We start from the raw sequence: 14,865 nt of genomic DNA, 5'->3' as shown, positions 1-14,865 counted from the left end.
CGTCCGTGGCATATTCTTGCTCGGAGGGCGCGCGTCGTGCAATTTTGCTGCCAGAACCGCCAAGCGTCGGGACCGCGCCCGCGAGTTTTGCCTGCATCTGGGGGGACGAGGCTATTCCTGTCACCACTCTGTCGGCGACCACGCCCGCTGCCGTGACCAACCCGGTGCGCACCCGCGCCGACTGGGAGGCGATGCGCGCCGCCGCGCTCGCCGATCCGGGCGGTTTCCATGGCGACATCGCCGCGCGCAACATGCACTGGTTTGTCGCCGATGTCGGCGCCGCGGGGGCATGGCTCGCGCGGGGCGAGGACGGGCGCTGGTCGGGGTGGGACGCGCGCGATGGCGCGCCGGTGTCGCCCGACCTGCCGGCGGATTTCACGCCGTGGCACACTGGCTTCGACGGGAGCCACCCGCCGCACTGGCGCTGGTTCGTCGGCGGGCGCACCAACGCGGCCTTCTCCGAGCTCGACCGCCACGTGCTCGCCGGCCACGGGGCCGAGGCGGCGCTGGTCTTCGAGGGCGATCGCTGGGACATGAGCGCCAACGGCGGCAAGGGCGCGCCGATCGACTGCTTCACGATCAGCCGCAAGCGGCTGCTGCTCGAGGTCGCCAAGTGCGCGGTGGCGCTGGAGGCGCTGGGGTTGAAGCCCGGCGACCGCATGGCATTGAACATGCCGAGCATCGTGCCGCAGATCTACTGGACCGAGGCGGCCAAGCGCATGGGGGTGGTCTACACCGCGGTGTTCGGCGGCTTCTCCGACAAGACCCTCTCGGACCGCATCGCTGACACCGGCGCGCGGGTGATCGTGACGAGCGACGGCAGCTACCGCAACGCGCAGGTCGCGGCCTTCAAGAACGCCTATACCGATCCGGCGCTCGACAATTTCGTGCCGGTGACGACGGCGCTGGAGATCCTCGGCGGGCTCGATCTGGAATTGCCGGGCGAGGACCACGCGACGATCCTCGCCGCGGTGCGCGAGGCGCTCGCCGGGGAGATCACGGTCGACCGCTCGGACGTGATGCGCGGCGTGGGCCGGGCGCTGATCCAGCTGGGCGCCGAGGGGCGCATCACCTCCGCCGACGCGGCGCGGGTGCGGATCGCGATCGCCTCGAGCCTCGTGACCCTGCCGCCGCGGGTCGAGGCGGTGATCGTGTGCCGCCACACCAACCAGCCCGACATGATCTGGCGCGAGGAGCGCGACCGCTGGAGCCACGAGCTGACCGACGCGGCGCTCGGCACCGTGCTCGAGAAGGCGCGGGGCGCGGGCTTCGCCGTGCAGGGCGAGGCCGAGCTGATGGCGCTGCCCGACGCCGATTTCGTCCGCGCGATCTGGGCCTCCTCGAAGCCCATGCCGGTCGACGCCGACTACCCGATGTTCTTCATCTACACCTCGGGGAGCACCGGCAAGCCCAAGGGGATCGTCCACTCGCACGGCTATGCCGCGGGCGTCGCCGAGACGATGAGGGCGAGCTTCGATGCGCGGGCCGGGGACACGCTGTTCGTGGTCGCCGATCCGGGCTGGATCACCGGCCAGAGCTACCTGATCTGCGCGCCGCTGATGACGCGGGTGACCTCGCTGGTGAGCGAAGGCTCGCCGGTCTTCCCCCACGCGGGCCGCTTCGCCTCGATGATCGAGCGGCACAATGTCCGCATCTTCAAGGCCGGGGTGACCTTCCTCAAGTCGGTGATGTCCGACCCCGACAACCTCGCCGAGCTCGAACGCTACGACATGAGCGGCCTGCGCGTGGCGACCTTCTGCGCCGAGCCTGTCTCCCCGTCGGTGCAGGCCTTCGGGATGGAGCACGTCACCCCCCGCTATATCAATTCCTACTGGGCGACCGAGCACGGCGGGATCGCGTGGACGCATATGTTCGCCAACGACGACTTCCCGCTGCGCGCCGACGCCCACGCCTATCCGCTGCCGTGGATCGTCGGCGACGTCTGGGTCGAGGACGAGGACGCTCCGGCAGTCGGCGAGGCGCCCTTCGCGCGCTCGGACGAGGGCGGCGTCGCATGGCGCCGCGCCGCGACCGGCGAGAAGGGCGAGGTCGTCATCGCCGCGCCCTACCCCTATCTCGCGCGCACGATCTGGGGCGACATCGCGGGCTTCGAGGTTTCCGATGGCCGCGTCGATCCCGCCTGGCGCGGCGACGCGGCGCGCTGGGAGGAGGGCTACTGGCGCCGCTGGAAGGGCGCATGGGCCTACACCCAGGGCGACTTCGCGATTGCGCACGCCGACGGCTCCTTCTCCTTCCACGGGCGCTCGGACGACGTCATCAACGTCTCGGGCCACCGCATGGGCACCGAGGAGATCGAGGGCGCCGTGCTGCGCGACAAGGCGCTCGCGCCGGATTCGCCGGTCGGCAACGTGCTGGTGGTCGGCGCGCCGCACCGCGAGAAGGGGCTGACCCCGCTCGCCTTCGTCGTGCCGGTCGCGGGGAGGAAACTCACGCACGAGGACAAGCGCCGGCTGTTCGACCTCGTGCGCACCGAGAAGGGCGCGGTGGCGGTCCCGGCGGACTTCATCGAGGTCTCGCAATTCCCCGAGACCCGCTCGGGCAAGTACATGCGCCGCATGGTCCGCGCGCTGGTGGTCGGCGAGGATGTCGGCGACGTCACGACGCTCAGGAACCCCGAGGCTCTCGACGAACTGAAGCGCGTGATCGCCGACTGGCAGCGCAAGCAGCGCATGGCCGACGAGCAGGCGCTGTTCGACCGCCACCGCTACTTCCTCGTGCAGTACAACACCGTTGCCCCGGGCAAGCAGGTCGCGACAGTCACCGTCACCAACCCGCCGGTCAATGCGCTGAACGAGCGCGCGATCGACGAGCTGGTGCTGGTCACCTCGACCCTCGCGCGCGATCCGAACGTCGTCGCGGTGGTCTTCACCGGCGAGGGCACCTCGTCCTTTGTGGCGGGCGCCGACATCCGTCAGATGCTCGAGGAGATCCACTCGGTCGAGGAGGCGATGGTCCTCCCCAACAACGCGCACCTTGCCTTCCGCACCATGGAGAGCATGGGCAAGCCCTGCGTTGCGGCGGTGCAGGGGGTGGCGCTGGGCGGCGGCATGGAGTTCGCGCTCGCCTGCCACTACCGCGTCGCCGAGCCGGTGGCGCGCTTCGGCCAGCCGGAAATCCGGCTGCGGCTGCTCCCCGGCTATGGCGGCACCCAGCGCCTGCCGCGCCTGCTCGCCGACCGGCGCGGGACGGAGGGCGTGCGCGATGCGCTCGACCTCATCCTCGGCGGGCGGAGCATCACGGCGGAGCAGGCGGTGGAGATTGGCGTCGTCGACGCGCTGGTCGAGGGGGCGGAGGATGCCCTTTCGGCGGCCCATGCGGCGGTGCGGGATTTCGTGAAGCATGGGGAGGAGAGCGCGCTCGGCTTTGCCTTCGCGGAACGGCAGAAGGCGGTGGCGCGCTGGGAGGAGGCATCGGACGTGAGCCTCGATGCGGTGCTCGCGGACGATTTCCTCCAGCGCATCCTCCGGCAGCTCGACTGGGCGGGCCGCGCCAAGGCGGGCGAGCGCGCATTGGAAGCGGTGCGCACCGGGCTCGAACAGGGCATCACCGCGGGCACGGCGCGCGAGGCGCGGCTCTTCGCGGAAGCCATCGTCGATCCCGAGGGCGGCAAGACCGGCATCCGCCAGTTCATCGACAAGGTCGCGCCCCCGCTCCCCGTCCGCCGCGACGGGGTGTGGATCGACGCCGAGCACGAGATGCGCAGCGCAACGCTCGAAGCGGCGGGCGACCTCCTCCCCGTCGGCGCACCCTTCTTCCCGGGCGTCACCCCGATCCCGCCCTACCAGTATGCCTTCGGCATCGCCCGCGATCCCGACACCGGCCAGCCCCGTTTCGGACCTCCCGCGAGCCACGAGAAGGAGCTGATCGTCACAACCCCCGAGCCCGCGCCCAACGAGGCGCTGCTCTACATGCTGACCAGCGAGGTCAACTTCAACGACATCTGGGCGCTCACCGGCATCCCCGTCTCGCCCTTCGACGCGCACGAGGAGGACGTGCAGATCACCGGCTCGGGCGGGATCGCGCTGGTCGCGGCATTGGGTTCCGAGACGCGGGCGCAGGGGCGGATCAAGGTCGGCGATCTGGTGACGGTCTATTCGGGGACCAACGACCTCTTGAGCCCGCTGGTCGGCAACGACCCGATGTATGCGGATTTCTCGATCCAGGGCTACGAGACCGAGACCGGGAGCCATGCGCAGTTCCTGACGGTGCAGGCCCCGCAGATGCACAAGGTGCCGCCGGACCTGACGCTCGAGCAGGCGGGGAGCTACGTGCTCAACTTGGGCACCATCGCGCGCTGCCTGTTCACGACCTTGCAAATCGCGCCGGGGCGGACGCTGTTTGTCGAGGGCGCGGCGACGGGGACGGGGCTGGATGCGCTGCGCTCGTCGGTGCGGACCGGGTTGCAGGTGACGGGCCTCGTGTCCTCGGAGGAGCGCGCGCGCTTCATCACCGGGGTGCAGGGCGCGGTGGGGGCGATCAACCGCAAGGACCCTGCGCTCGCCAGCCTGTTCACCGTTGTGCCCGAGGACAAGGCGGAGGCCATCGCCTGGGAGGCCGCGGGCGCGCCGCTGATCGAGGAATACCGGAAGCTCAACGGCGGCAAGCTCGCCGACTACGTTGTCAGCCATGCGGGCGAAACCGCCTTCCCGCGTTCGTTCCAGCTGCTGGCCGAGGGCGGCACGCTCGCCTTCTACGGGGCTTCGTCCGGCTACCACTTCAGCTTCATGGGCAAGCCGGGGACGGCCTCGCCCGAGGAGATGCTCCGCCGCGCGGCCCTGCGCGGGGGCGAGGCGGTGCTGATCTTCTACGGGCCGGGCTCCTCGGAGCTGCTTGACGAGACCGGGCTCCAGATGATCGAGGCCGCGCGCCGCTTCAACGCCCGCTCGGTGATCGCCACCACCACCGACGGGCAGCGCGAATTCCTGCAATCGCTCGGGCTCGAAGACGCGATCGAGGGGATCGTCAGCCTCGAAGCCATCCGCCGCCGCGAGGGGGCGAACTTCCACTGGCCCGACACCATGCCGCGCCTGCCCGACGCCAAGGCCGACATCGAGGTCTTCAAGGCGGCGGTGCGCGACTACCAGGACCGGGTGATGAAGCCCTTCGGCTCGGCGGTGGGCAAGATCCTGCGCTCGCCCGACAACCCGCGCGGCAGCCCGGACCTCGTCTTCGAGCGGGCCGGGCAGGACACGCTCGGCATCTCGACCTCGCTCGTAAAGCCCTTCACGGGCCGCGTGATCTTCGCCGAGGACCTCAGCGGCTGCCGCTTCACCTTCTACGCGCCGCAGGTCTGGACCCGGCAGCGGCGCATCTACATGCCGACCGCCAACATCTTCGGCACGCACCTGTGCAACGCCTACGAGGTCGCGCGGATGAACGACATGATCGCCGCTGGCCTCCTCGAGGTGACCGAGCCCGAGGTGGTCGCGTGGAACGGCCTGCCGGAAGCGCACCAGGCGATGTGGGACAACCGGCACACCGGCTCGACCTATGTCGTCAACCACGCGCTCCCCGAACTCGGCCTCAGGAGCCGCGACGCCCTGTTGGAAGCGTGGGCTGCGTCGCAAGCGGGCGGGGAACCGAAAGCCTGATGCCGCATTGCCATCGTTGAAACGTTCTTAGCGCTCCTCCCCAGGGTTTTGAACGAAACTGTCCGCGAAGTGCCGCTTCGCCGCAATTCCGTGAGGAGAGAGCTTATGGCCAAGTCCAAAGTCGCTGCCGCCGCGCCCGCCTTGCAGGGCGATGTCCCGGGGCGCCTCGCGGGCAAGATCGCCGTCGTCACCGGCGCGGCGGGCAATCTCGGCGGGCACATCTGCCGCCACTACCTCGCCGAGGGCGCGACCGTGGTGATGACGGGCCGCACGCCCGAGCGCACCGAGGCGGCAGCCGAGGCGCTGCTCAAGGCTACGGGCGCGGACCCGGCGCGGGTCGCGACCGTGGCATTGGACGGCGGCGACCTCGCCTCGGTGCGGGCGGGGATCGCGGAGGTGGTCAAGCAGTTCGGCCGCATCGACATCCTCGTCAACAACGCCGGGAGCGCCGGGCCCAAGCAGCCGATCGAGAACCTGCCGCTGTCGGCGGAGGAACTGTCGGCGCTTCGGAAGACGGGCTCGACCGACGGCGAGACCGTGCCCGACGCGCTCAGGAACATCTTCGGCGTCGCCTTCAACGTCGCGCGCGTAGCGGCCGAGCACATTCCCGAAGGCGGCTCGATCATCAACGTCTCGACGATCTTCAGCCGCACGCCCTACTACGCGCGGGCGGCCTATGTCGTCCCCAAGGCGGCGATGAACGCGTGGAGCCGCGAATTGTCGCTCGAACTCGGGCCGAAAGGAATCCGCGTCAACCTCGTCTACCCCGGCCCGATCGAGAGCGAGCGGATCCGCACCGTCTTCGCCGCGATGGACACCGCGCGCGGCGACGAGCAGGGGACGACCGCGAAGCAGTTCTTCGACATGATGAGCCTCGAGCGCGCGACCGGCGGGAACGACAAGGCCAAGACCTTCCCGACGCCGACCGACATCGCCACCACCTGCGTGTTCCTCGGCTCGGACGAGAGCGCGGCCTATAACGGCCACGATTTCGAGGTCACCCACGGGATGACGGTGCGCAAAGAGGAGCGCGCGACCTATCTCGCGCGGCCGACGATGCGCTCGATGGACGGCACCGGCCTTGCCGTGCTGATCGCCGCGGGGGACGACTGGGAGGAGGCGCTCGAGATCGCGCAGGTGCAGCTCGCCTGCGGGGCGCAGGTCCTGCTCGGCCTGCCGCGCGCCGCCGACGTCGCCATCGCCGAGAAGCGCTGCGCAGCGATGGGCCTCTCGGACAAGCTCAGCATCACCCGCTTCAGCCGCAAGGACGCAGGCGGCATGGAGGCCGCGCTCGAGGACTACACGAAGCAGGGCACGCCCGTCAGCGGCGCGCTGTTCCTGCCCGCGCTGGCGGCGGACGAACTCAAGGGCAAGCTCACCGAGGCCGAGGATGGCGTGGTCGAGGCGCTGATGGACGCCGAGCTCGCGGGCAACATGGCGCTCGCGCGGACCATGAGCCGCTACTGGAAGCGCCACGACAACCTCCTCCAGCCGCCGCGCTTCGTCTTCGTCAGCCACAAGAGCGACGGTAACGGCAATATCTACAACCACATCCAGCGCGCCGCGACCGAGCAGCTGATTCGCATCTGGCGTGACGAGAGCGCGATCGACACCGCCCACGGCCGCCGCCGGCAGGCGGAGTGGGGCAACCAGATCGTGCGCTTCACCAACAGCGAGGCCGAGAACATCCGCTTCACCGCGGGCCACGCGGCGCGCATCCTGCTGAAGGAGAGCAAGCTCGGCGAGATCACGCTCTACGTCCCCGGCAATATCGGCGAGGCGACCGGGGCGCGCAAGGCGATGCCGGGATTCAGCGAGAACATCACCGGGCTGCACCTCGGCAAGGTCGCGCTGATCACCGGCGGCTCGGCCGGGATCGGCGGACAGGTCGCGCGCTTGCTCGCGCTCGCGGGCGGCAAGGTGATGATGGTCGCCCGGCGCGAGAGCGAACTCGCGGTCGCCCGCGCGCGGATCGTCAGCGAACTCGAGGACATCGGTTTCGCCGGGGTCGAGCGCCGGGTGCAGACCCTCGCCAATGTCGACGTCAGCAATTTCGAGAGCCTCAAGGGCGCGGTCGATGCGACGCTCAAGGCCTTCGGGCGGATCGACTACCTCATCAACAACGCCGGGGTGGCAGGCGCGGAGGACATGGTCGTCGACATGAGCGTCGATGCCTGGAACTACACGCTCGATGCGAACCTCGTGTCGAACTACTTCCTGATGCACCACGTCGCCCCGCTGATGAAGGCGCAGGGCTCGGGCTACATCCTCAACGTCTCGTCCTATTTCGGCGGCGAGAAGTATCTCGCGGTCGCCTATCCCAACCGCGCCGACTACGCGGTGTCCAAGGCCGGGCAGCGCGCGATGGTCGAGAGCATGGCGCGCTATCTCGGCCCCGAGGTGCAGTTCAACGCGATCGCGCCGGGGCCGGTCGACGGCGACCGCCTGTCGGGCACCGGCGGCAAGCCCGGGCTGTTCGAGCGGCGCGGCAAGCTGATCCTCGCAAACAAGCGCCTCAACGCCGTCCACGCCGCCGCGATCAAGGCGATCCGGCGCGGGGTGCGCGTGGAGGCGGTGCTGGCGCGGCTCGCGCGCAACGACACGGTCAAGATGAGCCACGACACCAACAACCCGCGCGAGCTGCGCGAGCTGGCGCTCGCCTGCGCGCGCGAGGGGGACGGGACCTGCACCTGGGACCAGTATCTCCTCACGCCCGCCATCGCCGCCGCGCTGGTGAGCCGCCTGCGCCAGGCCGGCCTGTTCCTCGACGCGCCCGAGTGGAACGACCGACCCTCGTCCGAGGACAGCGACTGGCTGCTGCGCGTGCCCCCGGAGGATGCGCCCTTCCTCCCCGCCGACAAGATCGCGGTCGAGGCCAAGAAGGTCGGCACCGGGGTGCTCTCCAAGCTCTATCTCGGCAAGATGCCGACCGAGCACGACGTCGCGCAGGCGACGGTCTTCTTCCTCGCCGACCGCGCCGTGTCGGGCGAGACCTTCATGCCCTCGGGCGGCCTCAGCGTGGAACGCTCGACCACCGAGCGCGAGCTGTTCGGCTCGCCCAAGCAGGAACGCCTCGACCAGATGCGGGGCAAGACGGTGTGGATCATCGGCGAGCACCTCGCCGACTATCTCGCCGAGACAGCGCGCGCCTTCATCGAGGACTGCCATGCGGCGAACGTGGTGGTGATAACCCGCACGCCCGAGGCTTTCGAGGCGATCAAGGCCCAGCTCGAGCCCGAGACCGCCGAGGCGCTGACCTCGCTGGTCAAGACGACCGACATCGAAGCCGCGATGGACGAGGCGCTGGTCGCGTGGGGCAAGCCGACCACCATCCTCTCGACCCCGATGTCCGCGCTGCCGGCCAAGCTGTTCGACACCGACGATCCGCTCACCCCTGAGGAGTTCCGCACGGTCGTGGCCGACAACCTCACCCACCACTTCCGCGTCTCGCGCCGCGCCTCGCTCTACGACGATTGCCAGCTGGTGCTGACCAGCCCCGACGTGCCGATGGGGGACAAGAGCCCGGCCTTCGCGCTCGCGAACTTCATCAAGACGACGCTCCACGCCTTCACCGCGACGCTCGCCGTGGAGAACGAGCGGCTCGTCCACGATGTGCCGGTCAACCAGATCAACCTCACCCGCCGCGTGCAGTCGGAGGAGCCGCGCGATCTCGACGAGCATCTCGAGGAGGTGCGCCGCTTCGCCCGCGCGGTGCTGCTGGTCGGCGCGCCGCTGCCCGATGCGGAGGATTCGCGCTACCGTGCGCGGATCTATCGCGGCATGTCGATGACGGTGTGATACAAGCCCAACCCGTGATCCAGTACCTGCCCTTCGAGAAGCCGATCGAGGCGCTCGACAAGCACGCCGCCGAGCTCGCTGCCCATGCCGAGGGCACCGAGGAGGCGCGGATGCTCGCGACCCGGGCGGCGAAGCTGCTCGAAAACACCTATGCGCGTCTCTCGCCGTGGCAGCGCACCCTCGTCGCGCGGCACCCGCAAAGGCCGCGTTTCGAGCGGCTGGTGGCCGGGCTGTTCTCCGAGTTCCTGCCGATCGCCGGCGACCGGGTGTTCGGCGAGGACCAGGCGATCATCGGCGGCTTTGCCACCTTTGAGGGCCGCCGCGTGATGGTGATCGGCCACGTCAAGGGCGAGGACACGCCCGGGCGCCTGCGGCACAATTTCGGCATGGCCCGGCCCGAGGGCTACAGGAAGGCAATCCGCCTGATGGAGCTCGCCGACCGCTTCGGCCTGCCGGTGGTGACGCTGGTCGACACGCCGGGCGCCTTCCCCGGCGTCGATGCCGAGGCGCGCGGGCAGGCCGAGGCGATCGCCCGCTCGACCGAGGCGTGCCTCGCCCTCGGCGTGCCGCTCGTCGCGGTGATCGTCGGCGAGGGCGGCTCGGGCGGCGCGGTGGCGCTCGCCGCGGCGAACCGCGTGCTGATGTTCGAGCACGCGGTCTATTCGGTGATCAGCCCTGAGGGCTGCGCCTCGATCCTGTGGCGCAGCGCCGCTGAGGCCGAGAGCGCCGCCGAGGCGATGAAGGTGACCGCGGCGGACCTCCTCAAGCTGGGCGTCATCCACCGCATCGTCTACGAGCCGCGCGGCGGCGCGCACCGCGATCCGGCCGAGACGGTCAAACGCCTCGCACTCGCGCTGCGCGCCGAGCTCGGCAGCCTCGCCGCGCTCACTCCGGACGAGCTGCGCCGCGAGCGCGAGGAGTTCTTCCTCAAGCAAGGCTGACGGCTCCCGACCGGTTGAGCCGGCGACCGCGATTGTGTACGCCGCCGGCGCTGGCTGTGGGGGAGGGGTGCATGACATTCGGAATGCTGCTGCGTGGTATGGCGCCGATCCTGCTGGCCGCGGCCCTCTTCGGCGGGCCGGTCGGAGCGGCGCCCGCCATCGTGCCGGTCGGACCGGACGCGCTTGTCGCTTTCGACACGCCTGTCCCGCTGCGGCTGGGAGGCCGCGTTCGCGCCGAGGCAGAGGGTTTCACCAGCGCATGGCCGGGGACCTATGTCGAGGCGCGCTTCGTCGGCACGCAGGTCCTTGTCGGCCCGTTTGCCGGTCGCTCGCGCTGGCGCGTCTTCGTCGACGGCGCCGACCTCGGTCTGATCGACGCGCGGATCGGGCCGGTCTTCGTGGTCGGCGGGCTCGCCGCGGGCGAGCATCTCCTGCGTCTCGAGCGGATCGACGAGGACCGCTACGCCAATGTCCAGCTGCTCGGCGTGTCCGTCCCGCGCGATGCGCGGGTCCTGCCGCCCGGGCCGGGGCGCCCTGACCAGATCGAATTCATCGGCGATTCCTTCATGACCGGATTCGGGCTCTCCGCCGGCAAGGCTGCGTGCACGGACGAGGAGGTCTGGGAGACGACCGACACGAGCCGCGCCTGGCCCGTGCTCGTCGCCAAGGCACTGGGCGCGGATTACGCGGTCAACGCCTATTCCGGCGCCGGACTGGTCCGCAACTTCGTCTATCAGGCGGGCAAGCCGACCATGCAGAAGCTCTACCTGCGAACGCTTCCCGAGACCGTCGAGCCCTGGCGCCGCCCTGCCACGTGGCGTCCGCGCACGATCATCGTCGCGCTGGGCGAGAATGACCTGTCGGAGCCCTTCCTTCCGCGCGAGGCGCTGGCCGACAGCGACACGGTGACGCGCGCGCTGGCGCCCGCCCTAGCCCGCTTCGCTCGGGGCTTGCGCAAGGCCAATCCGGGCGCGCGCATTCTCCTGCTCGACTACGGCTATGGACCCGTCCGGGAAGCCCACGCGGCGGCCTATGCGCGCCTGTCCGCCCGCGATCGTGCGGCGGTGCGCCTCGTCACCATGGAGCGCGACTTCGCGCTGAGCGGCTGCTTCGCGCATCTCGATGCGGCCGACAATCGCCGGGTCGCCGCCCGGGTGCTCGCGGCCCTCGGCGCGAACAGGGCGTCGCCGGATCGAGGCGGGGAGGGGACAACGGGGGTGCTGGTGCCGGCTGCAGGGATCGAACCCGCGGCCCCCTGATTACAAATCAGGTGCTCTACCATCTGAGCTAAGCCGGCTTTCCGGCTTGCGCCCTAATGCCAATCCGTCCTGCCCTCAAGTAGCGAAGCGGTAGGGCACCTATAACGCGCCGAAAGTCCACCCTTCCGTGCGGGCGACTGCGGGGGTCAGCGCAGGCGGGTGCCACAGATCGCGATTGCCGTGCACCCGGCGCAGCCAGGCGGCGGTGAGGAGGGCGTCGGAGGCGTGGTCGCCGATCGCGCCGCTGCCCGCGACCGGCGGCGAGCCGAGCGCATCGAGCGCATCGTTCAGGGCCTCGAAGGTGCGGATCTTCGTCGCCGCCCCCGTCACCCCGCCGAGCCGCGCGGCCATCGAGGTGTAGATCTCCGTGACCACCGAGCCCTCCGGGGGCAGCGGGTCGACGGGCCACACCGGCACGCGCCCGGCGAGGCGGTGGAGCATCCGCATCCCCGTCAGGCTCGACTTGCCGACCTGCGCGGCGCCGACGAGGTTGAAGTTGCTCACCGGCCGCACGCCCTGCGCGCGCTGCGCGGCCTCGGCGATGCGGAAGCGGCCCTCGCGGCTCGCGGCGCCGGGGAGGAGGAAGCGGTCGCCCTCGGCGCCTGCGCCGTGGCGGAAGTAGCGCGCGGCCTCGGGGTGGGCGAGGAGGCCTCCCGCCTCGAGATGCGGGTCGGCGGCGCACAGGCGGTCGATCAGCGCCCACAGCCCGCGCGCGTCGGGGGGCGAGGCATCCCAGCCGGGGAAGAAGGCACCCGCGTCGTGGAACGGCAGCGAGAGGCCGAGGTCGAGCCCGACGAGCGTCGCCCCCGGGAGGTCGAGCAGCAGCGCGAGCACCTCCGCGCGCGCCCAGCCGCGGGGATCGGGCGGCGCGACCAGCACCGGCGCTCCGCCCTCCGCGAGCGCGACCGCGACCGCGATCCCCTTCTGGCGCGCGCCCCTGGCTCCCGACCAGTCGACCGCGAGGAAGTGGGTGAAGCGGGTCAAGCAACCAACCCCGTTCGCCCTGAGCTTGTCGAAGGGCCGTCCTTCTTCCGGCCGCTCGCGCGGAAGAAAGTGCGGGGCTTCGACAAGCTCAGCCCGAACGGAATCGATCGACGAGGCAGCGTCACCCCCGCTCGGCCCTGAGCATGTCCCAGTAGTCGAGACGCTTCCTGATCTCGCGCTCGAAGCCGCGCTCCACCGGTGCGTAGAACTGCGCCGGTTCCATTCCTTCCGGCCAGTAGTTGTCGCCCGAGAAGCCGTCCGCCGCCTCGTGGTCGTAGGTGTAGCCCGCGCCGTAGCCGAGGTCCTTCATCAGCTTCGTCGGCGCGTTGAGGATGTTGGCGGGCGGGGCGAGGCTCCCCGTCTCTTTTGCTGCCTTCCACGCGGTCTTCTGCGCCACATAGGCGGCGTTCGACTTCGGCGCCGTCGCGAGGTAGAGGCACGCCTGCACCAGCGCCAGCTCTCCCTCGGGCGAGCCGAGGAAGCGGTAGGCCTCCATCGCCGCCATGCATTGCGGGAGCGCCTGGGGATCGGCGAGGCCGATGTCCTCGACCGCCATGCGCACCAGCCGCCGCGCGAGGAACAGCGGCTCCTCGCCCGCCACCAGCATCCGCGCCAGCCAGTAGAGCGCCGCCTGCGGATCGCTCCCGCGTACCGACTTGTGGAGCGCGGAAATGAGGTTGTAGTGCCCGTCCCGGTCCTTGTCGTAGACCGCCACGCGGCGCTGCAAAAAGGCCCCGAGACCCGCAGGGTCGAGGGCCCCCTCGAGCCGCGCCGCGTAGAGCGTCTCGGCCTGCCCGAGGAGGAAGCGCCCGTCGCCGTCGGCCTGCGCGATCAGCGCCGCGCGCGCTTGCGGATCGAGGGGGAGGGGGCCCTCCAGCGCCTCCGCCTTGGCGAGCAGCGCCTCGAGCGCGGCCTCGTCGAGCCGGTTCAGCACCAGCACCTGCGCGCGGCTCAGCAGCGCGGCGTTGAGGGCGAAGCTCGGGTTCTCGGTGGTCGCGCCGACCAGCGTCACCGTCCCGCGCTCCACGAAGGGGAGGAAGCCGTCCTGCTGGGCGCGGTTGAAGCGGTGGATCTCGTCCACGAACAGCAGCGTGCGCTTGCCCGCCTTCGCCATTGTCTCGGCCTCGGCGAAGGCCTGCTTGAGGTCGGCGACCCCGGAGAACACCGCGCTGATCGCGGCGTAGCGCATCCCCACCGCCTCGGCGAGGAGGCGCGCGATGCTGGTCTTGCCCGTCCCCGGCGGGCCCCACAGGATCATGCTCGCAAGGCGCCCCGCCGCGACCATCCGTCCGATCGCGCCCTCGGGCCCGGTGAGGTGCTCCTGCCCGACCACCTCGGCGAGGGTCCGCGGCCGCAGCCGGTCGGCGAGCGGGGCGCCAGAGTCCTCTGGCGCTGCCGGAGCATGGTCGCGCGGGCCCCCGGGGGCGTCTTGTCCGAACAGGTCAGCCATTCGTCGGTCGTGATAGGCCGCCCGGCGGAAAAGGGAACCGTCCCTGGCGCGCGCGCTTGCAACGATAGGTCTGCGATATATCTTGGATGTATCTTACGACTCTGACGGAGGAGATGCGCATGACCTGGAACAGATATGGCCGCGGCAACGGCTGGGACAAGCTCGGCGAGGCGATCGCGGCGCTGGCGATGAACGGCAACGTGAACTTCGGCCCCGGGCCGGGCGTCAAGATGCGCTGGCGCTACGACAGCGAGGACACCGAGCGCGAGGGCGGCGAGGAGGCACGCGGCGAGCGCGGCCGGCGTGGTCGGCGCGGGCGGATGTTCGGTCAGGGCGAATTGCGCCTCGTCCTGCTCGCGCTGATCGCCGAGGAGCCCCGCCACGGCTACGAGCTCATCAAGGAGATCGAGGAGCTGACCGGCGGCGCCTATGCGCCGAGCCCGGGCGCGGTCTACCCGACGCTCCAGCTGCTTGAGGACGAGGGCGCGATCGAGGAAGCCGAGGCCGAGGGCGCCAAGAAGCCCTTCGCCGCGACCCAGCAGGGCCGTGAGGAGCTCGAGGCGCGCAAGGACGAGGTCGAGGGCCTGATGCGCCGCCTCGGCCGCCACGGCGAGCAGACCACCCACGTGCGCTCCTCCGACATGTTCCGCGCGATGGGCAACCTCGCCAGCGTGCTCAAGAACCGCGCGCGGGCCGGCAAGCTCGACGAGCGCACGATCGGCGAGATCGTCGACATGATCGACGAGATGGCCAAGCGCATCGAGCGCCTTTGACGTTACGGCATCCGCTGTTGCAGCGGATGCACGAAAGGCCTATCCTCT

At 70.5% G+C, this 14,865-nt stretch carries 7 protein-coding genes and 1 tRNA gene; 5 read left to right on the top strand and 3 right to left on the bottom strand.

Annotated features, from left to right (window positions below; genetic code table 11):
- Positions 1-152: 152 nt before the first annotated feature.
- The 4 genes from ACLBKU_RS01110 to ACLBKU_RS01095 all read left to right on the top strand — a co-directional run bounded on the left by ACLBKU_RS01110 (position 153) and on the right by ACLBKU_RS01095 (position 11,610).
- The gene (locus ACLBKU_RS01110) at positions 153-5,612 is read left to right on the top strand and encodes an AMP-binding protein (protein ID WP_410177684.1); all 5,460 of its coding nucleotides are present in this window, start codon (positions 153-155) and stop codon (positions 5,610-5,612) included.
- Between the two features lie 105 nt (positions 5,613-5,717).
- Complete coding sequence (locus ACLBKU_RS01105; RefSeq protein ID WP_410177683.1) at positions 5,718-9,410, top strand: SDR family NAD(P)-dependent oxidoreductase; 3,693 nt, start codon at positions 5,718-5,720, stop codon at positions 9,408-9,410.
- Positions 9,411-9,424: 14 nt separating this feature from the next.
- Positions 9,425-10,351 (top strand): acetyl-CoA carboxylase carboxyltransferase subunit alpha, encoded by a 927-nt coding sequence (locus ACLBKU_RS01100; RefSeq protein ID WP_410177682.1) that lies wholly within the window; start codon positions 9,425-9,427, stop codon positions 10,349-10,351.
- Between the two features lie 71 nt (positions 10,352-10,422).
- Positions 10,423-11,610 (top strand): GDSL-type esterase/lipase family protein, encoded by a 1,188-nt coding sequence (locus tag ACLBKU_RS01095; protein ID WP_410178981.1) that lies wholly within the window; start codon positions 10,423-10,425, stop codon positions 11,608-11,610.
- Here the strand turns inward: ACLBKU_RS01095 and ACLBKU_RS01090 are convergent.
- The 3 genes from ACLBKU_RS01090 to ACLBKU_RS01080 all read right to left on the bottom strand — a co-directional run bounded on the left by ACLBKU_RS01090 (position 11,573) and on the right by ACLBKU_RS01080 (position 14,044).
- Positions 11,573-11,648: transfer RNA gene (locus tag ACLBKU_RS01090), tRNA-Thr, on the bottom strand. The genes ACLBKU_RS01095 and ACLBKU_RS01090 overlap by 38 nt on opposite strands.
- A 61-nt stretch (positions 11,649-11,709) precedes the next feature.
- A complete protein-coding gene (locus tag ACLBKU_RS01085; protein ID WP_410177681.1) occupies positions 11,710-12,594 on the bottom strand; it encodes a hypothetical protein in 885 nt (294 codons plus the stop codon).
- A 121-nt stretch (positions 12,595-12,715) separates the two neighbouring features.
- Complete coding sequence (locus ACLBKU_RS01080; RefSeq protein WP_410177680.1) at positions 12,716-14,044, bottom strand: replication-associated recombination protein A; 1,329 nt, start codon at positions 14,042-14,044, stop codon at positions 12,716-12,718.
- Between the two features lie 119 nt (positions 14,045-14,163).
- On the opposite strand from ACLBKU_RS01080, the gene ACLBKU_RS01075 reads away from it, so the two are divergent.
- Entirely contained in the window at positions 14,164-14,817 is a 654-nt protein-coding gene (locus tag ACLBKU_RS01075; RefSeq protein ID WP_410177679.1) for a PadR family transcriptional regulator, read from the top strand.
- Positions 14,818-14,865: the final 48 nt, after the last annotated feature.

The organism is Erythrobacter sp. NE805 (assembly GCF_046452355.1).
Classification (GTDB): Bacteria; Pseudomonadota; Alphaproteobacteria; order Sphingomonadales; family Sphingomonadaceae; genus Erythrobacter.
This window is presented reverse-complemented; position numbering and strand designations above follow the sequence as displayed.

Coding starts and splice junctions, on each gene's coding strand:
- ACLBKU_RS01105 (WP_410177683.1), top strand. CDS start 5,718: ATGGCCAAGTCCAAAGTCGCTGCCGCCGCGCCCGCCTTGCAGGGCGAT.
- ACLBKU_RS01095 (WP_410178981.1), top strand. CDS start 10,423: ATGACATTCGGAATGCTGCTGCGTGGTATGGCGCCGATCCTGCTGGCC.
- ACLBKU_RS01080 (WP_410177680.1), bottom strand. CDS start 14,044: ATGGCTGACCTGTTCGGACAAGACGCCCCCGGGGGCCCGCGCGACCAT.
- ACLBKU_RS01075 (WP_410177679.1), top strand. CDS start 14,164: ATGACCTGGAACAGATATGGCCGCGGCAACGGCTGGGACAAGCTCGGC.